The sequence below is a fragment of the Pantoea sp. OXWO6B1 genome, assembly GCF_001641135.1.
GTDB classification, from domain to species: Bacteria; Pseudomonadota; Gammaproteobacteria; order Enterobacterales; family Enterobacteriaceae; genus Pantoea; species Pantoea allii.
In genome coordinates this window covers 2942930-2961455 of record NZ_LWLR01000001.1, presented here as the reverse complement: position 1 = coordinate 2961455, position 18526 = coordinate 2942930, and the positions used below count along the sequence as shown (strand labels likewise).

The window sequence follows — 18526 nt, the reverse complement described above, 5'->3', positions numbered from 1 at the left end:
CTCCAGAGGAATGAATCATGGCTAAAGAAATTTTGTGTGCATTTGGTGTGGATGTCGATGCGGTGGCGGGCTGGCTGGGCTCGTACGGCGGTGAAGACTCCCCGGACGATATCTCACGCGGCCTGTTTGCCGGCGAAGTAGGCGCACCGCGTTTGCTGAAAATGTTTGCCGAGCACCAGTTACGTACCACCTGGTTTATTCCCGGTCACTCGATTGAAACCTTTCCCGAGCAGATGAAAGCGGTGGTAGATGCGGGTCATGAAATTGGCGTGCACGGTTACAGCCATGAAAACCCCATCGCCATGACGCCTGCGCAGGAAGAAGCCGTGCTGGACCGCAGTATTGAGCTGGTCACCCAGCTGGCTGGCAAACGCCCGACAGGCTACGTTGCGCCCTGGTGGGAGTTCAGCAATGTAACCAATGAACTGCTGCTGAAAAAAGGCATTAAGTACGACCACAGCCTGATGCATAACGACTTTCATCCTTACTACGTTCGCGTTGGCGACAGCTGGACCAAAATTGATTACAGCCAGCATCCCGACAGCTGGATGAAACCGCTGGCGCGCGGTGAAGAGACCGATCTGGTGGAAATTCCCGCCAACTGGTATCTCGACGATCTGCCGCCAATGATGTTTATCAAAAAGTCGCCAAACAGCCACGGCTTCGTTAATCCTCGTCATCTGGAAGAGATCTGGCGCGACCAGTTTGACTGGGTCTACCGCGAAAATGACTACGCCGTGTTTACCATGACTATCCATCCCGACGTTTCAGGCCGCCCGCAGGTTCTGCTGATGCTGGAACGTTTGATCAAGTACATCCAAAGCCACCAGGGTGTGCGATTTGTCACTTTTGACGAAATCGCAGACGACTTCTTAGCGCGCAAACCGCGTTAAGTCTCTTTCCTTTATCTAGCAGAGCGATCGCGACATGAGCATCTACAAAAAAAAATCTGTAAATGGCTGGCAGCCGCAGCAGTTAACCATCAGGGATGTGAAGTTCGCCACATGGATTGCCTTCTTCGCCTGGATTTTTGCCGTCTACGACTTCATCCTTTTCGGCACGCTGCTGCCGGAAATCGGCGGACATTTTGGCTGGAGTGAAGTTGAGCAGTCGGAGATTGCCACCTGGGTGGCCTTTGGCGGGGCGGTAATCGCTCTGGCCATCGGCCCACTGGTTGACAGGCTGGGGCGGCGCATGGGGATTGTGATCACGGTCGGAGGCGCCGCGCTGTGCTCGCTGCTGACCGCGATAGGCGGTTTATGGGGCAAGGGCGCGCTAACCGCCATCCGTTCCGTGGCCGGTCTGGGTTACGCAGAGCAGACGGTAAACGCGACCTATCTGTCAGAGCTGTACAGCGCACTGGACGATCCCAAGCTCAATAAACGCAAGGGCTTCGTTTACAGCCTGGTGCAGGGCGGCTGGCCCGTGGGTGCGCTGGTCGCGTCAGCGCTGACCGCCATTCTGTTGCCGATCATTGGCTGGCAGGGCAGCTTCATCTTTGCCGCCTGTCCCTCGTTAGTCATCGCATTGCTGGCGCTCCGGCTCAAAGAAACGCCACAGTTTGAAGTGCAGAAAAAAATCAAAACGTTGCGCGAGCAGGGTAATGATAAAGATGCGCGTCAGGTGGCCGCGGATTATTTAGTGCCTTATGAGGATCAGCCTAAGTCAGGTTTTGCCTCGGCGTTTCGGGGAACGGCGCTGCGTTCTACGCTCGTGCTGGGCATTGCTATCCTGCTGAACTGGTTCGCGATTCAGATCTTCAGCGTTCTGGGCACCACGGTGATTACCAAAACCCATGCCGTGTCATTTAATAACTCGCTGCTGATCCTGATTCTCTCGAACCTGGTGGGCTACTGCGGTTATTTAGCACACGGCTGGCTCGGTGATCGCATTGGTCGCCGCAACACGATCGCCGGAGGCTGGATGCTGGGCGGTATTGCCTTTGCCGCCATGCTGTTCTGTCCGGACAACTTTGCCATCATCGTGGCCCTGTACAGCGTAGGGCTGTTCTTCCTGATCGGTCCCTATGCTGCGGCCCTGTTTTTTATCAGTGAAAGCTTCCCGACGGCCATCCGCGCCACCGCTGGTGCACTGATCATGGCGATGGGTCCCGTGGGCGCTATCGTGGCCGGTGTCGGCACCACCTCGGTGTTGAGCCAGGGCGGACACTGGCAGGAAGCCGCGCTGTGGTTCGGCGCAGTGCCGTGTTTCGTCTCGGGCATTATTATTCTGTTTGCCCGCCCGGTGACGCAACGGGATAGCCAGGTCGCTACCGCTTCTACCCAGCCTCAGGCTTAAGGACAGCACATGCAGAATGATAAGGGAACACCGGTTGCCGCCATCAGCGGCGCGGCCAGCGGCATTGGTCTGGCGCTGGCAACGCTGTATGCGCAACGCGGCGTGCGGGTGATTGCGGGTTACTACCCGCAGGACCCTCACGATCCGGCGCTGGCGTCCGCGCAGGTTGAAGCGGCGGGCGGCGATGTGCTCTGGCTGCCGCTCAATGTCGCTTCAACCGCCTCAGTCGATGCGTTTATCACCCAAGGTGTGCAGCACTTTGGTCGGCTTGACTACGTGGTCGCCAACGCCGGTATTCTGCGCCGCGCAGGGATTGATGAGATGAGCGATGCGCGCTGGGATGAGATGCTGAATGTCGATCTGACAGGCGTGATGCGACTGTTCCGCGCCGCCGCCGCGCATCTTCAGACCGGGGCCAGCCTGGTTGCCGTGTCATCGATTGCGGGCGGGGTTTATGGCTGGCAGGAACATGCGCACTACGCCGCCGCCAAAGCTGCCGTGCCGGGCATTTGCCGGTCACTGGCCGTCGAACTGGCACCGCGCGGCGTGCGCTGTAACGCAATCATCCCCGGCCTGATCGAAACGCCGCAGTCGCTGGATAAACAAAATTCGCTTGGCCCGGTAGGGCTGGCGAAGGCGGCTCGCGCGATTCCGCTGGGACGGGTTGGTCGGGCCGAGGAGGTGGCAAAGACGATTGCGTTTCTGACCAGCGAAGAAAGCAGTTATCTCACCGGGCAAAGCCTGATTGTCGATGGCGGCCTGACCGTTCGCTGGCCTGATTAAGGAGAGAGTATGCAGTTAGCAAACAAACGCTGTGTGATCAGTGGCGCGGCCAGCGGAATCGGGGCCGCCATTGCCACGCTGTTTGCCAGGGAGGGCGCGCAGCTGATACTGACTGACCGCGACGGCGACAAACTGGAGGCGATGGTCGCGCGCTGTGGCGCGCTGAACGCACCGTGCTTTGGCGTGGTAGCCGATGTCGGTGAGGTGGACGGGGCGACGGCGGGCGTGGATGCCTGCCTCGAACGCTTCGGCGGGATTGATATTCTGGTTAACAATGCCGGAATGCTGACGCAGGCCCGCTGCACCGACATCACGCTGGCGATGTGGGAGCAGATGATGGCGGTCGATCTGCGCAGCGTCTTTCTGGCAACTCAGCGGGCGCTGCCTTCGATGCTGGCGCAGCGCTGGGGAAGGGTAATCAACATTGCGTCACAGTTGGGCATCAAAGGCGGTGCCGAACTGAGCCATTACGCCGCCGCGAAGGCGGGCGTAATCGGCTTTACCAAATCGCTGGCGCTGGAGGTCTCTTCAGACAATGTGCTGGTGAACGCGATTGCGCCGGGACCGATCGAAACCCCGCTGATTGACGGCATCAATCAGGCGTGGAAAACCGCCAAGGCCGCTGAGCTGCCGCTGGGGCGTTTTGGACGGGCAGAAGAGGTGGCACCGGTCGCGCTGCTACTCGCCAGCGAGCCGGGCGGCAATCTGTTTGTCGGTCAGACGCTGGGGCCTAATTCCGGCGATGTTATGCCATAGGGAGCTGGTTATGTGTGGAATGTGTGGATTACTGGATAACGGCCCGCAGTGGAGCGACGCGCTGGAAAACGACTTGCCCCAGCGCCAGCTGCGTCTGAAGCAACTGGCGTTGCTTAACCGGGCACTCAAACCCTGGCGCCTGAGCTTAACGGGATTTCACACCAGTTGGGTGCTGTCCAGCCCGACCGGGCAGCAGGTCATGGTCAGCTCGCTGGACCTGCTGTGGAAAGAAGCGGAGAAGATGACAAAACGCACTCTTGATCCGCTGGATGAAACCTGGCTGGCGGCGCTCTGATGGCCCAAAAAGGAGCGGCTATGCAACATGAAAAACTGCCGCTGCATATCCTGAGCGGTTTCCTGGGCAGTGGGAAAACCACGTTGCTGAAAGGCTGGCTGACGCATCAAAATCTCAACGATGTGGCGCTGCTGGTTAACGAGTTTGGTGAAGTTGGCATCGATCACCATCTGTTGAATGAAGTGGCACCGGATACGGTGCTGTTACCCAGCGGCTGCGTGTGCTGCCAGATTCGCGGTGAACTGAAAACGGCCCTGCTGGATCTGTATGAACGCCGTATCCGCGGCGAACTGCCGCCGTTTAGCCAGGTGATTCTCGAAACCACCGGTCTGGCCGATCCCGCGCCCATTCTGTCGACGTTACTGCACGATGCGCAACTCAAGCACCATTTCAGTCAGGGAACGCTGGTCACGTTGGTGGATGCCGAGCACGCTCGCCTGCAGTCGGCCCATCAGCCGGAATGGTTAGCCCAGGTCAGTGCGGCCGATAAACTGTTGCTCAGCAAACGCGATCGTATTGATCACCACGAGATGATGGCGCTGCAGAGCTGGCTTGCCGGTTTAAACCCCATGGCGGAACTGAGTGACACAGCGCAGGCGCTAGCCGAACCTGAGGCGTTATTTGCGCTGCGCCTGACAAAAGGCACGCACGCGCAGCGGTTTCGCTGGCTCGGTGCCGTGGGCAGCGCCGCGTACAGTCTGACCGGACAGGCGACGCATCATCACCCTCTGACACAAACCTGCGTGATCACGCTGGAAGACGAACTGAACTGGCCGGCGTTTGCTATCTGGCTGTCAATGCTGTTACATAGCCATGGACAATCGGTACTAAGAATGAAGGGCATCTTACGCTTCAGCGGCAGCAGTGCGCCGGTGGTGATCCACGGGGTTCAGCATACGTTACATCCGCCGGTACACATGAATGACTGGCCGGGGGATTTAGAAACATCGAAGCTGGTTTTTATTCTGCGCGGACTCGACGCAGAACGGCTGAAACAAGGGTTTAACCGCTTCCAGCAGGCGTTAAAGGATAAGTAAAACGATGAACTCTGCAGCCAAAGTCAACGATCAACTGACATTACGCGTACTCGGCACCTCCGTCACGCTGCTGGAAATGCTGCGCGTCAGGGCCGAAAAAGATCTGGGCATTCGTATCGAATACCTGCTGCACAGCGTGGAAGATGCGCAACGCATTGCCGTCATGCAGCCGGAGAGTTATGACCTGTACGATCAGTGGTTTCACAACATCGATTTTGTCTGGCCTGCCCGGGCCATCCAGCCGCTGGAAATCAAACGTCTCAAATACTGGGATGAAATTACCCCGCTGGCGAAAACCGGCAGGTTACGTCCGGATCTGCCGCTGGCCGACGGCAGCGTGCCTTCTGAACGGCTGTATGTGCAGCGCGATATGCATCTGGGCAGCCATGCCAGCGATCACATCAGTATGCTGCCGCTCACGCACAATGCAGACAGCTTTGCTTATCACGCCGACCGACTGCCCGCGGCGTTGCAGCAGCAGGAGGAGAGCTGGGGCTGGCTCCTGCATCCTTCGCTGACGGGGCAGGTGGCTTTACAGGAAGATGCGGCAATGGGCGGCATTGATGCCGCGCTTGCCATGCAGGGCGCTGGCCTGGCGCGTTTTGCCAACCCAGGTAATCTTACGCTTGAAGAGATTGATCTGCTGACTCAGCAACTGGCGCGCCTTAATCGCAATGGGCATTTCGCGGCATTCTGGGCCTCGCAGGACGAGGCATGCGACCTTATCGCCAATCAGCAGGTGGAAGTGCAGAGCCTCTGGGCGCCCATCTATTTCCGTCATCATTTTCATCAGCGCGGCTATAAAATGGCACGCCCGCGAGAAGGTTATCGCGCCTGGTATGGCGGCATGTCGCTTTCGCGCTGCGCGACCGGCAAAATCAAAGACGCGGCCTATGACTATTTAAACTGGTGGCAATCCGGCTGGCCGGGCGCTGTCATGGCGCGACAGGGTTACTATATTTCCAACGCGCAGCGCAGCCGGGCGCATCTGTCTGCGGCAGAATGGGACTTCTGGTATGGCGGTCAGCCAGCAAGCGAGGTGCTGCTGGATGCCTGGGGCGCACCGTTGATTCCGCAAGGTGAGGTGCGTGACGGAGGAAGCTACGAACAGCGCATGAGCCATATTGCCGTGTGGAACGCCGTGATGGATGAACACAACTATCTGACGCGTCGCTGGCAGGATTTTTTGCGCGCCAGTTGATGGACAAGGGCAGGCCAGAACGCTTAAATGCGCTTCTGGCCCAATCAAAAAGGAAGATGACATGCGCACTCGTCGTTCGGCCCGATTACTGATCCTCAATGCTTCCCATGCCGTTTTGCTGTTTCGTTTCGTGCATAAACAGGAACAGGATGCGCTGGCAGGCAATGCCTACTGGGCGACGCCCGGCGGTGGCGTAGAGGAGGGCGAATCCTTCGAGCAGACAGCGGTCAGAGAGCTTTATGAAGAAACCGGTATACGTCAGGAGAATGTTGGTCCGTCCGTGGGTGAGCGCAGATTTGAGATGACGCTGCCCTCAGGTGAATGTGTTCTGGCACACGAGCGTTTTTATGTTGTCACTGTCTCGGGTGACGAGATTAACACGCAGGGCTGGAGTGAAAATGAGAAGTCAGTTATTGCCAGCGCACGTTGGTGGACCATCAAGGCACTCAGTGAAACAGCCGACACGATTTATCCTGCCAATATACTGCGTCTGCTACCCTGAAACAGACCTGAATAAAATGAGAACGGTTGTATAAAATATATTCAAAATAACCGTCATCGCCGCGCGGTTTGTATCAGGAAGAGCAGGGCGTGGTGATGGCAGCATCGAATTAACTTCGTTGAATACATAAATTATATTTTATATTTAATTAAAGCTTCCTGTCTGCTCGCCGATAGTCATTCCACATACAATAATAGATTGATTGAGAATGATGATAAAAAGGAATTATTCACTGTTGGCAATGGCGCTGTTATTAAGTGGATGTGCGTCAAAACCACTCCCGCCGACCAGTAAACTGGTTCAATCAGAAACGATTACCTCCGCCAACAGTTCTCAAATAACGATAGAGGCCTGGAATGAGCTGGAAACCGACTTTAATCGACCAACCGATAATCAGTTGCGATACGTGACGCAAGGTGATACTTCAAAAGTCGTCGCACTTAAAACATTACAGTTCGTCTCTCAAAGGCACTGAAGTGAAAGGACTGGCTAATCCATCAGTCGCTTATCTGATGCCGAGAGTCAGTGAGATTCTTAAGACAGAAATGGATAAACATCCTGCCAAAAAATACCCGGACGCAGTGAAAATTAGCCCGTATACATGGAAGCTGATTTATAAAAACTTTGCCGGTGGCGATGATAACTATGAGCTTATCATGACGACAGCCTTATCCCGCGCAACGCAAGATAAAGATGGCAAGTCACTTTATACCAGTATTGTGTGCGGCAGTACGGCCAGCACGCCGCAATATACGTTGCCGCAATGGCGGGCGCATAATTATGCCAAAGTGACTGAAGTCACGCAGCAAATATTAGATGACTGTATAACGCAGTTCACCAACAAATCGCCTTCCTATCTGCTTTAAATTAGTTAATTAGGTCTGCCTGAATTACCGTATTGTCAGGCTGCGGGGGAAACCGTCGCCGACGTTCATTAGGCATATCCTTATTCTAAAATAATTGCGCTCTGTTATCGCTACATAAAAACTATAACGGGGCGTTAAAGTATCGCGTCTTAATTATGTTAAATTAAGTGCTATTTGATGCGCGACTTTTTGCATTAATAAATAATCTGTTTAATGCTGGTTCTCTTTACGCCTGCCATCAGTACAAGGAAGCGTGCGAAAATCTGGCGATGTTCGAGCAGAGCCTGCGGCAGGCTTAAACAAAACTGAGATGAAGTCGTTAACCGGCTCTGGTCAAAACGGCTTAATCAGGATAAAGAAGAAAAGGGCAGCGCTGTTCTTCATTGCATGCCCTGGCGGTGTAAGCTGCCAACGCATCACATCTCAACCTCAGGCACGACTGAAGATGAATGACGAAATTGTGATTACCGACGGGCTGATTTTTTCCTGATAATGATCTGTATGTCGACACCAGACAGCCAAAATTTCGTGATCGATTTGGGTGGATTCTGTGGGGAATGCGGCACCTGAGTACGCTAACTTTCACGTAGCAGCGTCAGTTTTTTACAGGCGTCAGTTTGCAGCTGAGCAGGCTTCAGCAACTGAGCCTGACAACATATCACGACGCGGCATGACGGAACTGAGCGTGAGTTCTGCCATGAGACGTTTTCGAAAAGCGAAGTGAGACGTGGATGACCGTCTTTATGGAAAGCACTGTGAGTTCTCGATGAAGACGTTTTCTAAAAGCAAAATTGATGCGCGTTCCGGGTGATGAACATAAGTCGCAGCACAAGAGATGTGGTCGTTGATCATCATTCAAATTGGGTTGTCTGATTAAATTGAAATGCAGCATAGCAGCACAGGTCTTTATGATGGTGGCCTGAAGACGGCATGAGAGACGAACGTCATCAGACAAAAGCATTGAGATGCAAAACGGGCTCAGATCCTGAAAAGCCGTAGCAGACATAAAAGACGTAAGATGAACCTGTCAAAGCCCACCATATTAAAGTGCGCATAATGTATATTATGTTAAATAAGATATCTAATTACGCACTCAGATGGCTCCCCGGTATCACGGGCTCCTCACCTACGCACTTTTATGTCTTGAAGTGCATTCCTAATCGATCGCGCTACGCGAAAACTGGCGAATAATCCCCCTGCGAGTTATTCAGAATTCACGTAGCGTTGTCGGTTTGAGTCTGGCGATTGCCACGTTTTTTCACAGTAACCTCGCCACGTTTACCCGACATGCGTTTTGTTGGTTCTGTCCGATCTCTTTTCACTGCCGCGCGTTACCGTGAAAAATGGCTTGCGGCTAACAGCCTGTTGCCAGGCCATGCTCAGTTCCAGCCCGGATAACGTCATTCTCGATTAAGCCCCAAACCAACATCAGGCTGAGTGCGGTTGCCTCGGCGTCGGCAAGTTTGTCAGGAAAAATTCTCCAGCACCGACATAAATGAGTGACGGTCGCCCTGACCTGCCGTTAAGCGGACGCGGCTTTCAATGTCCGACAGATGATGTTCCATCAAATGCTGAGCCTGTTTAAGGTCGTTATCCTTCAGTGCCTGAACAATCATGCGGTGATGGTCAGCACCACAATCGTCACTGTGCTTTTCTTCATATAACGCCATCACCAACGATAACCGTGCCACAACTTTCGACAACATCTCGGTTAGTACGGGATTGCCGGCCAACTCCGCCAAAACAAGATGGAACTTACCGGATAAAACGGTTTTGGATTTCTCATCGCCATGCTGATGGATGTGCTCTTCTTCATCGGTTAACGCCGTCAGCGCATCCAGTTGGGCTGGCGTGGCTCGCCGTAAAACCATTTCGAGCAGCAGCCCTTCGATTTTACGCCGCGCTTCAAACAGGCTTTTTGCTTCTTCAATGCCCGGCTCGGCAACAAAGGTGCCCCGGTTGCGCTTACGCTCCAGAAGGTGATCGCTTTCTAAAACGCCTAAAGCACCGCGAACCACAGTCCGGCTGACGCCAAAATGCTCGGCTATGGCTTCTTCCAGAATTTTGCTTCCCGGTTTGAGTGCGCCTTCGCCAATGGCCGCCGCCAGGGTGGCACGGATGCGCTCAGAAACATCGTCATGACCTTCTCCACCTGTCAACGCTGTGCCAGAAACTGCCGCACCTGCCCGACTGCGCGTTTTTTTCATCTCTTGTTCCTTGTCAGGCAATAGCAGGCATCAAGCCGCTATCGCACTTGTTGAAAACCGGATTGTACTATCTCTGTAATAATTTCGCTGCGCAAACCTCAGCTAAGCACAATATTCAGTCGGGCACATACCGCACGGATATGCTCAGAGGATTGTTGAATAAAGCCAATCGCCTGCTCAAAACCGTAGGACTGATACTGATAGCTGGGATAGCCGTAGTTCGCTGTTTCGTAAAACTCAAAGTCAGCCACTTCACCTGCCATGACCCGTTTTTCATACGCATTGAGCATCGCGAAGTACGCCTCAAGTTCTTCTGGCGTCAGGTCCGGATGACCTGCCCGCCAGACAGGATCGTCAATCTGGATGCATTGCCGTGGGTTTGCATCACGACGCTGATCGTCTGACGATCGGGCTATTTCCAGCGAGAGGTTTAGCTGAGGATTCACTTCCGCCAGTAAGGTAAGAATGGCGGTGAAATCCACTATCCCCGTGCCGCATGGCCGCGGCTGGAAATCAAGCCCGCCTTCCGCCCGACCAATATAGGCATCTTTAATGTGCGTCTGACGAATCCAGGGCGCAAGGCGGCGCGTTGCCCAGACCGGATGTTCCCCACGCTGCAACATGTTGGCGGTATCAAGCACCACGCCCAGACAATCTTCCCCGACCGCTTCAATCAGACGTAGAATCTCAAATGAGGTGATCTCATCATGGGTTTCTATGTTCATGTGTACGCCATTAGCGCGTGCCACCGGCGCCAGTTTGCGCAGCACTTTTTCTGTGGCGCTAAGCTGCTCATCCCAGGTGACATCTGTACGAAAGCGATCGACCGCCAGCCGACCGCGATAAGCCGGTTTGAAATTGCCAGGTGACACCCAAAGCTCTCGGCAGCCAATTTCTGCCCCCGATTCAATCATCCGCGTTAACCCTGCGATGATATCGCCGTCGCCAATGTCACGTAATTCGGGTGATTCAGCGCTGCAATAGGGATTAATTTTGCCTAATCCACTTTCGAGGTAAAGGCCTAAATCATCAGCCTTTTGCCGGATGTCTCGCAGTTCAGCGATATCGAGCTGTGGGCTCATATCCAGCAGCGTGCTGAAAAAAATGCCACTCAGCCCCAGATCCTTCACATGATCCAGGCTGGCGAGCGGACCTCGTTTTTTTGCCTCCGGCAGCTTTAACCCATCAATTCCCAATCTCATAGACGAACCCTTTAGATGTCATTGTAGGCTGTTGCGTGCAAGCCTCATGCCACTCAAGGAACAGCTATGGCTAACCCCCTGATGCAAATAACTAAAAAGTAAATTAAAAACATTCGCATATTTTTGCGAATTATTTTCCGATTAATTCTGTACGGAATTTTTTTCGTTACTCTTCTCTCAATCCCTTGCACAGCCTGCATTCTCGCGCGATTACCGCCTTTGCCGTTAACAAGCCCTGCTGCGGCGGTGGCATAAAATGACATCAGGCTGCACCAAATTAAGGAAGTTTCGCACTATAAAAGTGAATGCTGATCGATTATGTATGAATAAAAATTGAATCAAAGATATTCGCAAATATATACGAATAAGTTAATGAAAATAATTTACATTAATAATCAACGTATTGTGCTTTTTCGCCTCCCCCTGTATTTCAGGCTGGCACGCCACTTGCAAAATTCCTCACATCGACTTGATCGTTCCATTAAACGATGCCGTACCAGGGAAGCACTATGTCAACTATGCCTAAAACATCAGAACGTAAACGTCTTAGCGTTCATGGACTTACCCACAGTTACGGCAGCAGTAATGCTATCAGTGATATTTCGTTCACCATTGAGCCGGGTGAAATTGTGGCGCTGCTTGGGCCGAGCGGGTGCGGTAAATCGACCGTCTTGCGCGCCATTGCCGGACTGATTCAACCCAAAGCAGGCAAAATCGTGTTAGGTCATCAGGACCTTGCGCAAATGTCAGCGCGCTCCCGTGGTATTGGCATGGTGTTTCAGAACTACGCTTTGTTCCCGCATCTGACCGTGGCTGAGAACATCGCCTATCCCTTGTCCTGTCAGCAGATGTCGCGCGCTGAGCGCAAAGCGCGTGTGAAAGAGATGCTGACGCTTGTGCGGCTGGAAGAGTACGGCAATCGCCTGCCGCGCGAATTATCAGGCGGACAGCAGCAGCGTGTTGCTGTTGCCCGCGCCATTGCCGGCCGCCCTTCTTTATTATTACTTGATGAACCCTTTGGTGCGCTCGACCGCGCCCTGCGGTTTGATCTCCAGGTTGAGTTGCTGCACCTGCAAAAAACGTTGGGTATCACCACGCTGATCGTCACGCACGATCAAGAGGAAGCCCAGAGCCTGGCGAACCGGTTAGTGCTCATGAACAAGGGGAACGTCGAGCAGATTGATACGCCGATGGCGGTCTATGACCAGCCCAGCACGCTGTTTGTTAACACCTTTATTGGTCAAACCAACCAATTGCCGGGCACGGTGTTGCGCTTTGACAACGATACCACCTTAATTGGCCTGCCTGACGATATGACGCTGCGGTTGCCCAGGCGACTCAACTTTATTCTGGGCGCTAAGGTCATCATCACCTGCCGACCAGAAGACATCACCCTGATGTCGCACCCCAACGAAAACACGCAGCCGGTTACGCTGAGCGTGTCAGTTCCTTTGGGCCCGACGTTGCTCCACGAGATGACGCTTCCCTGTGGTGGCAGCCTGCGCGCGTCTGAAGTGCGTGGTGCCGGTACCCCGCTTCTTCGCCCCGGCGCGCAGTTGTTCGCCGAGATCAATACCACACGCTGCCATGCCTTTCCGGCAGAACCACAATCCTGAGCGCATAAGAAGGAAAAACTATGAAAGACGTTAACATCAGTCGTCGTCGGTTCGGTCAACTGATTGCCGGGGCGACGGCAGCCTCACTGCTGCCGCTTTCGTTACGGGCATTGGCAGCCAATACGCAATCAGCCGTGGTAGCCACCTTCCCTGGCAACTGGGAGGACGCTTATCGCACGGTATTAACACCGATGCTGCAGAAAGAAGGCATTGGCCTGACGATTGCGCCAGCGATGGCCCAGGACCAGCTCGCGAAAGTGATGGCCAGCCCGGGCAATCCGCCCTATGACGCACTGCTGATGTCTCCGGGGCAAACTGACGTTGCTCTGCAAAATAATTTGATTGAAAAAATCGATCCTTCACGGCTGAAAAACTGGCACCTGCTCGATAAAAGTTTTCAGGGAGAATACGGGCCGACGGTGACCGTGGAAGTCAACGGCATTGCCTACAATCCCGATATGGTACCGAGGCCGGATGGCTATGCCGATCTGTTTGAGAATCCCAGGTTTAAAGGGCTGGTCTCCTGGACAGGGTTTGGCTCCAACACCGCCGTCATGGCCTATACCGAAATTGCCAAAATATACGGCAAAGGGCCAGATGATATGGATGCCGTGTTTCAACTGTTCCAGAAACATCCTGAGCAGCTAAAGAGCATCGTCGACAGCACCAATCACCAGATGACGCTGTTCCAGCAAGGTGAAATTGCGGTATTCATGTGCAGCACCAGTAACGTCGCGCGTCTGAAGAGCCTGGGCATGAATGCCGAATTTGTGCATCCTAAAACCGGCACACCGGCGGCACCGGTCAACATTCACCTGACCAAAGGCAGTAAAAACACAGAGGCGGTTTATGCCTATATGGATGCCGCTATCTCACAGGCCGCTCAGGATCAGTTCAAGCTACCGCCAGCAGAAATGTTTCCCACCAACAACAATGTGGCGCTGACGCCTGCCATCTCGGCCTACGTTACTCGCCAGGACCTGCCTTCGCTGGTTTATCCCGACTGGGCCGCGATCAACAAAAATCGCGATGCCTGGATACGCAAATTCGATACGATTGTTGCTGGATAAGGTGGCGTGATGAAACAGAGCGGCTTTCCGTATGTGGTGCCCATGTTGCTGCTGTCCGTGGTGTTTTTCGCAACGCCGCTCGCTGTTTTAGTCGGATTCAGCTTTATCACCAAAAGCGGTATCACACTTGAGCATTACGCTCGCTTTTTTGGCGATGCGTTTAACTTCCGCGTGCTGCTTAATACCGCAAGACTGGGCATTGAAACCGTTATTGGCACGACTTTGCTGGGGATTCCCATCGCTCTGCTGTATTGGCACAGCGGTCGCACAGTGCGTCAGACGATCATTTTCCTGACGCTGATACCGATGCTGACCAGCAACGTGGTGCGAACCTTTGCCTGGATTGTCATTCTGGGACGCCAGGGCCCTGTCAGTGATGCCCTTATGGCGCTGGGCATCACCGGCATGCCAACCAGCCTGATGTTTACCGAGCTGGGTCTGGTCCTGGCAATGTGCCAGATCGATCTGCCGTTAATTATCCTGCCGTTGATTGCGATTCTGACGCGGACTCCCTACACACTCACGGAAGCCGCGCAGGTTTCAGGTGCAGGTCCGTGGCGAATTTTCGTCACCGTACTGCTGCCCTTAATGCTCCCGGGCTTACTGGCCGGCTGGATTCTGGTGTTCGCCAGCACCAGTAGTTCGTTTGTCACCCAGTCCGTGATCGGTGGCGCGCGCAATGTGTATGTTCCACAGCTGATTTATCGCGAAGTCGGCACGCTGTTTGACTGGCCATTGGCCTCTGCCATCGCCGTGGTGCTGCTGCTTTCTACTGGCTGCCTGCTGGTTGCCCTGACCATGATTTCACGCCACCGGAGACTGAGCGGCCATGCGTAATCATCGAGAAAACCCGGTGCCTGCTGCACTGTATAACCTGTTCGTCTATGGCTTTGGCACGCTTTGCGTTATCTATCTGGTTGCGCCCATTGTTATTGCCATCATGATGTCGTTTACCGCCGGTCAAACACTGAAGTATCCGCCCGAAGGATTTTCCCTGCGCTGGTACGAGGCCTTACTGGACCCCGTTCGTTCCGGAACGGAGCAGATCGCGGCCTGGAACTCCCTGAAAATTGCCGGGTTGGCGGTGTTGGGATCGCTGCTGTTCGCCGTGCCCGCAACCATTGGCATGACGCGAATGAAACGTAAAAGCGTCAATGCCATTGAACCATTACTGCTGGCACCGCTGGTGCTGCCCAGCCTGGTCTACGGCCTGGCGGCCTTAATCGTTGCCAACTTTTTTGGCGTGACACCGTCACTATGGTTAACGGTTACGGGCCACATCGTGGTGTTCGGCCCGCTGATGTATCGGGCAGCATCCGTGGTTGCGCAGGGAATGAATCCCTCTCTGGCTGAAGCCTCGACGGTAATGGGAGCGAGCTGGTTTATGACCCTGCGCCGCGTCACCTTGCCGCTGCTGATGCCGGGCATCACCGCCGGGGCGTTTCTGGTGTTTATCCAGTCTCTGGATAACGTTACGGTCACGCTGTTCCTTGCCGACGCACGCACCACAGTCCTTCCCCTGCGCATGTTTGCACTGATTGAAGAGTCGCTGGATGTTCGCGTTGCGGCCATCTCCGGCATTCTGATTGCGATAACCTTGATGGGCATGTTGGTCGCGCGCCGTGTACTGGCACCGCGTCCGCAAAACCCGTAAATAAAAAGGATTCACTATGACTACTCATGCGACCGCCGCCGCAGGATATCGCATCGGCGCGTTATTGGCTGATTTCCAGCCTGACTTCACGTTTTCCGCCCCGCCGCCCTTGCCGCTGGAGGAGTTTGAAGAGCGTCTGCGTAAAATCCGTCGTCAGGCCGTAGAGGCCGGACACGATGCGCTGATCGTTCACGCAGGCAGCGTGGGCTGGTTTCATGCGTCAAATCCCTATCTTCGCTATATCTGCGACTGGATGCGCGAAGGTGTGCTGATCATCCCCACAGATAACAATAAGCCCTTGACGCTGCTCTCATTTTTCACCCAGTCAGTGCTGCTTCCGCCAGCTGGAGAGCCGCTGTTGGTCGAGGACATCTGGCAGATTGGGCCAATAGGCCGCGAATATGCTGACCGTCCCGGCGACGCGGTGGTGAAAACGGCCGAAAAATGTGCCGCGATACTGCGTCAGTTGGGATTAGCGCGTGCGCAGATTGGCAAAATTGGCGATCGTACCAGCCTGACTTTCTGGGCGTCGCTGGAAATCCAGTTACCCGGCAGTCAATGGATTGCAGACAACGCCATTCTGGACCGACTGCAAAAAGTGCGCTCCGCGCGTGAAATCGAAATGTTCAGGGCGGCGGCACAGTTGATTAGCATCGGTACGCAAGCGGCTTACCATGTGGCGAAACCGGGTATCACCGATCATGAAATCTTTGCGGCCTTTACCGCCGCGCAAATGGCATTCGGTGGTGAGACCGGCGATGGCTATCAAATTGGTATCAATGCGTTTGGTACGCACTGCGGTAAACCTTACGGACATATTGTTCGCCCCGGTGACCTGATCAATTTGTATATCTCAAATGTCACCTGGCGCGGCTATACCGCCCAGACGGCGCGCATGATTGCCGTGGGCGATATCACCGCCCGCCAGGAGCTGGTGTTAAACGCCTGTACTGAAGGCGTTAAACGTGCGGAGCAACGCATTAAGCCGGGCGCGTTAATGCGCGATATCAACAATGCAGCCTTTGCGCCCATGATCGCGCAAGGACTGTTGACCTCACCCGAAGCCCGCAGCATGCCGTATAACTGGTCACCCATGCCGGACGGCGAAGCACGTTTAATTCCGCAACAGTATGTCCCGGATGCAGACTGGGAAGCACAGGGACGCAAACTCATGCATGTTTACCCTGCCACTCATGGCCCACATAACCCGAACCTGGGCCATTCAGTCGGCATGGCGGGCGGGCAAAACAGCTTCAACATTTCGTCTCACAATTACGATCGTCTGGAGGAAGGTATGGTGTTTGTGTTGCACACCCAATGGCTTGAGCCGTTATCGGCCGGTTGCAACATTGGGGATTGTTATGTGGTGACCCAGGACGGCTTCGAAAACCTTAGCCGCCATACGCCGCTTGAAACCCACCGTATTGCAGCCGGAGTTTGATATGAATTCGCACACCTGGTTTGATTTCGCGTCATTAGGCGAACGGGAACGCTACAAAATACTGATTGGTACGGTGATACCGCGCCCCGTAGCCCTGGTGACTACCGTTGATAAAAACGGGCACGCGAATGCCGGGCCGTTTAGCTTCTTCAACGTGTTAACTCACGATCCGGCCATTGTTGCTATCGGTGTCGAAAATTATGCCGATATGCGCTTTAAAGACACAGCCCGGAACATTCGTGAAACGGGCGAATTTACCGTGCATATTGTGGACCAGGCGCTGGTCGAACAAATGGAAGTTTGCGCGATTAAATTTGCGCCAGAGGTGGATGAACTGCGTGAAGCTGGCCTGGCTACCGTTCCGGGCAACAAGGTATGCAGCCCGCGCATTCTCGCCGCGCCGGCCGCGCTGGAATGCCGCCGACATACCACTTTGCAGGTTGGCCCCGCGCGCGAAATTATTCTTGGTGAAGTGGTCGGCGTCTATGTGCGTAGCGATGCGGTTAACCCGGAAAACCTGCACATCGATCAGCACCTTATGGACGCGATTGGTCGTATGGGGGGGAATACTTATTGCCGGACGCGCGATCAGTTTGATGTAAAAACGTTGACGCCCGAACAATGGGCATCACGACAAACCATTAAATAACGCGTTGCAAACGAAGGCATCTGTGGAGCCGCAGGCGTAACGCGCGCCTTTACAGTAACCAATAGAAACTCCAACCTGCTACATAACGGCTGCGTCGCCCCGTTAAGCGTGGCTGCAACACATGGCACATTGAGGTTGGGGTGAGCGGAGATAAGCCACCATTCTGTCGTGAGACGCGTGGCTGATCTCCCCATTCACGTTTTACTCGGGCAGAACGCCTGTGTTCAACGCATTAACTTGCCCGATTCAGCGTCACCTGTGCGCCATATTCACGTGTCAGACGGCGAGACTGATAGTAAACGGATTTCCAGTACGGATTATCGAGTGAAGAACGAATCACGCCTTTGCTGGCAGAGGCATGAATAAACTGATGGTCAGTATCGTAGAATCCGACATGCATACCACCGCCGATGCGGAAAAAGACCAAATCGCCCGGCTGCAAATGTTCCGGCGTGACGCGAACGCCCATATGCAGGAGATCGGCGGTAGTCACGCGATCCATCGGCAGATTAAAGCGGTCATGCAAGGTGCGCCAGACGTAGCCCGAACAGTCGACGCCCGACAGTTGCGTTCCGCCCCATTGGTACGGTGTGTCATGCCAGGTATGCATTTGGTCATGCAATGCAGCAACAATCGGGATTAAGTCAGGGTTTTGCGTTGAATCCGATGCGGAAGTGTCCTCGGGAGCGTCTGAGCGAGGATGATGACTGCAGCCGGACATCAGCAATATAAGGCCGGAAAGTAAAAAGAAAGATGTTCTACGCTTCATCGAGTGATCCGCACAGTAAAGATAAGAGGCCAGCAAAGTTAATAGCTTTATAACCTATTCATTCGCCTATAGAAATATCAAAGCTCCGCTTTACCTAACCTTACACTTTGAGCATCAGGTCATAGTTATATAGCGTAAAACCCCCCTTCTGAAAACAGATTTTATTGAACCCAAATAATA

19 protein-coding genes are annotated in these 18526 nt (G+C 54.1%); 16 read left to right on the top strand and 3 right to left on the bottom strand.

Annotated features, from left to right (window positions below; genetic code table 11):
• Positions 1 to 17 precede the first annotated feature (17 nt).
• The 10 genes from A6A26_RS16055 (at position 18) to A6A26_RS16010 (ending at position 8228) form a co-directional block, all read left to right on the top strand.
• Positions 18 to 893, top strand: coding sequence for a polysaccharide deacetylase family protein (locus A6A26_RS16055; protein WP_063879658.1), 876 nt, complete (start codon positions 18 to 20; stop codon positions 891 to 893).
• Positions 894 to 927: 34 nt separating this feature from the next.
• A complete protein-coding gene (locus A6A26_RS16050; RefSeq protein ID WP_063879657.1) occupies positions 928 to 2298 on the top strand; it encodes an MFS transporter in 1371 nt (456 codons plus the stop codon).
• Positions 2299 to 2307: 9 nt separating this feature from the next.
• Positions 2308 to 3081 carry an SDR family NAD(P)-dependent oxidoreductase gene (locus A6A26_RS16045; protein WP_063879656.1) on the top strand — a complete coding sequence of 258 codons (774 nt, stop codon included), beginning with the start codon at positions 2308 to 2310 and terminating at the stop codon, positions 3079 to 3081.
• Positions 3082 to 3090: 9 nt separating this feature from the next.
• Positions 3091 to 3837, top strand: coding sequence for an SDR family NAD(P)-dependent oxidoreductase (locus A6A26_RS16040; protein ID WP_063879655.1), 747 nt, complete (start codon positions 3091 to 3093; stop codon positions 3835 to 3837).
• Positions 3838 to 3847: 10 nt separating this feature from the next.
• Entirely contained in the window at positions 3848 to 4132 is a 285-nt protein-coding gene (locus tag A6A26_RS16035) for a hypothetical protein (RefSeq protein WP_063879654.1), read from the top strand.
• 20 nt (positions 4133 to 4152) lie between these two features.
• On the top strand, positions 4153 to 5169 hold the full coding sequence (locus A6A26_RS16030) for a CobW family GTP-binding protein (RefSeq protein WP_063879653.1): 1017 nt from the start codon (positions 4153 to 4155) through the stop codon (positions 5167 to 5169).
• 4 nt (positions 5170 to 5173) lie between these two features.
• Positions 5174 to 6370 (top strand): ABC transporter substrate-binding protein, encoded by a 1197-nt coding sequence (locus tag A6A26_RS16025; RefSeq protein WP_063879652.1) that lies wholly within the window; start codon positions 5174 to 5176, stop codon positions 6368 to 6370.
• A gap of 61 nt (positions 6371 to 6431) precedes the next feature.
• A complete protein-coding gene (locus tag A6A26_RS16020) occupies positions 6432 to 6872 on the top strand; it encodes an NUDIX hydrolase (RefSeq protein WP_063879651.1) in 441 nt (146 codons plus the stop codon).
• Positions 6873 to 7348: 476 nt separating this feature from the next.
• Complete coding sequence (locus A6A26_RS26040) at positions 7349 to 7738, top strand: hypothetical protein (protein WP_253851896.1); 390 nt, start codon at positions 7349 to 7351, stop codon at positions 7736 to 7738.
• A gap of 253 nt (positions 7739 to 7991) precedes the next feature.
• Positions 7992 to 8228 (top strand): hypothetical protein, encoded by a 237-nt coding sequence (locus A6A26_RS16010; RefSeq protein ID WP_063879650.1) that lies wholly within the window; start codon positions 7992 to 7994, stop codon positions 8226 to 8228.
• Positions 8229 to 9204: 976 nt separating this feature from the next.
• Here A6A26_RS16010 and A6A26_RS16005 read toward each other — a convergent pair.
• Together A6A26_RS16005 and A6A26_RS16000 are read right to left on the bottom strand one after the other, a co-directional pair.
• Positions 9205 to 9945, bottom strand: a complete 741-nt coding sequence (locus A6A26_RS16005; RefSeq protein ID WP_063879649.1) for a GntR family transcriptional regulator — start codon at positions 9943 to 9945, stop codon at positions 9205 to 9207.
• 98 nt (positions 9946 to 10043) lie between these two features.
• On the bottom strand, positions 10044 to 11147 hold the full coding sequence (locus A6A26_RS16000; protein ID WP_063879648.1) for a sugar phosphate isomerase/epimerase family protein: 1104 nt from the start codon (positions 11145 to 11147) through the stop codon (positions 10044 to 10046).
• Positions 11148 to 11656: 509 nt separating this feature from the next.
• Here A6A26_RS16000 and A6A26_RS15995 point away from each other — a divergent pair.
• From A6A26_RS15995 to A6A26_RS15970, 6 genes are read left to right on the top strand one after another with little or no spacing between them, the layout of a single operon-like run.
• Positions 11657 to 12763: an ABC transporter ATP-binding protein gene (locus A6A26_RS15995; RefSeq protein WP_063879647.1), complete on the top strand. Its 1107-nt coding sequence runs from the start codon at positions 11657 to 11659 to the stop codon at positions 12761 to 12763.
• A 20-nt stretch (positions 12764 to 12783) separates the two neighbouring features.
• Positions 12784 to 13833: an ABC transporter substrate-binding protein gene (locus A6A26_RS15990; protein WP_063879646.1), complete on the top strand. Its 1050-nt coding sequence runs from the start codon at positions 12784 to 12786 to the stop codon at positions 13831 to 13833.
• A 9-nt stretch (positions 13834 to 13842) separates the two neighbouring features.
• Positions 13843 to 14670, top strand: a complete 828-nt coding sequence (locus A6A26_RS15985; RefSeq protein ID WP_063879645.1) for an ABC transporter permease — start codon at positions 13843 to 13845, stop codon at positions 14668 to 14670.
• On the top strand, positions 14663 to 15487 hold the full coding sequence (locus A6A26_RS15980; protein ID WP_063879644.1) for an ABC transporter permease: 825 nt from the start codon (positions 14663 to 14665) through the stop codon (positions 15485 to 15487). The genes A6A26_RS15985 and A6A26_RS15980 overlap by 8 nt, the downstream gene beginning before the upstream one ends.
• A 16-nt stretch (positions 15488 to 15503) precedes the next feature.
• On the top strand, positions 15504 to 16928 hold the full coding sequence (locus A6A26_RS15975) for a M24 family metallopeptidase (protein ID WP_063879643.1): 1425 nt from the start codon (positions 15504 to 15506) through the stop codon (positions 16926 to 16928).
• 1 nt (position 16929) lies between these two features.
• A complete protein-coding gene (locus tag A6A26_RS15970) occupies positions 16930 to 17577 on the top strand; it encodes a flavin reductase family protein (RefSeq protein ID WP_063879642.1) in 648 nt (215 codons plus the stop codon).
• Positions 17578 to 17809: 232 nt separating this feature from the next.
• Here A6A26_RS15970 and A6A26_RS15965 read toward each other — a convergent pair whose 3' ends face one another.
• A complete protein-coding gene (locus tag A6A26_RS15965) occupies positions 17810 to 18346 on the bottom strand; it encodes a C40 family peptidase (protein ID WP_063879641.1) in 537 nt (178 codons plus the stop codon).
• Positions 18347 to 18526: the final 180 nt, after the last annotated feature.

Excerpts from the sequence above, each read along its gene's own strand:
- A6A26_RS16055 (WP_063879658.1), top strand. The coding sequence starts at position 18 with ATGGCTAAAGAAATTTTGTGTGCATTTGGTGTGGATGTCGATGCGGTG.
- A6A26_RS16050 (WP_063879657.1), top strand. The coding sequence starts at position 928 with ATGAGCATCTACAAAAAAAAATCTGTAAATGGCTGGCAGCCGCAGCAG.
- A6A26_RS16045 (WP_063879656.1), top strand. The coding sequence starts at position 2,308 with ATGCAGAATGATAAGGGAACACCGGTTGCCGCCATCAGCGGCGCGGCC.
- A6A26_RS16040 (WP_063879655.1), top strand. The coding sequence starts at position 3,091 with ATGCAGTTAGCAAACAAACGCTGTGTGATCAGTGGCGCGGCCAGCGGA.
- A6A26_RS16035 (WP_063879654.1), top strand. The coding sequence starts at position 3,848 with ATGTGTGGAATGTGTGGATTACTGGATAACGGCCCGCAGTGGAGCGAC.
- A6A26_RS16030 (WP_063879653.1), top strand. The coding sequence starts at position 4,153 with ATGCAACATGAAAAACTGCCGCTGCATATCCTGAGCGGTTTCCTGGGC.
- A6A26_RS16025 (WP_063879652.1), top strand. The coding sequence starts at position 5,174 with ATGAACTCTGCAGCCAAAGTCAACGATCAACTGACATTACGCGTACTC.
- A6A26_RS16020 (WP_063879651.1), top strand. The coding sequence starts at position 6,432 with ATGCGCACTCGTCGTTCGGCCCGATTACTGATCCTCAATGCTTCCCAT.
- A6A26_RS16005 (WP_063879649.1), bottom strand. The coding sequence starts at position 9,945 with ATGAAAAAAACGCGCAGTCGGGCAGGTGCGGCAGTTTCTGGCACAGCG.
- A6A26_RS16000 (WP_063879648.1), bottom strand. The coding sequence starts at position 11,147 with ATGAGATTGGGAATTGATGGGTTAAAGCTGCCGGAGGCAAAAAAACGA.
- A6A26_RS15995 (WP_063879647.1), top strand. The coding sequence starts at position 11,657 with ATGTCAACTATGCCTAAAACATCAGAACGTAAACGTCTTAGCGTTCAT.
- A6A26_RS15990 (WP_063879646.1), top strand. The coding sequence starts at position 12,784 with ATGAAAGACGTTAACATCAGTCGTCGTCGGTTCGGTCAACTGATTGCC.
- A6A26_RS15985 (WP_063879645.1), top strand. The coding sequence starts at position 13,843 with ATGAAACAGAGCGGCTTTCCGTATGTGGTGCCCATGTTGCTGCTGTCC.
- A6A26_RS15980 (WP_063879644.1), top strand. The coding sequence starts at position 14,663 with ATGCGTAATCATCGAGAAAACCCGGTGCCTGCTGCACTGTATAACCTG.
- A6A26_RS15975 (WP_063879643.1), top strand. The coding sequence starts at position 15,504 with ATGACTACTCATGCGACCGCCGCCGCAGGATATCGCATCGGCGCGTTA.
- A6A26_RS15970 (WP_063879642.1), top strand. The coding sequence starts at position 16,930 with ATGAATTCGCACACCTGGTTTGATTTCGCGTCATTAGGCGAACGGGAA.
- A6A26_RS15965 (WP_063879641.1), bottom strand. The coding sequence starts at position 18,346 with ATGAAGCGTAGAACATCTTTCTTTTTACTTTCCGGCCTTATATTGCTG.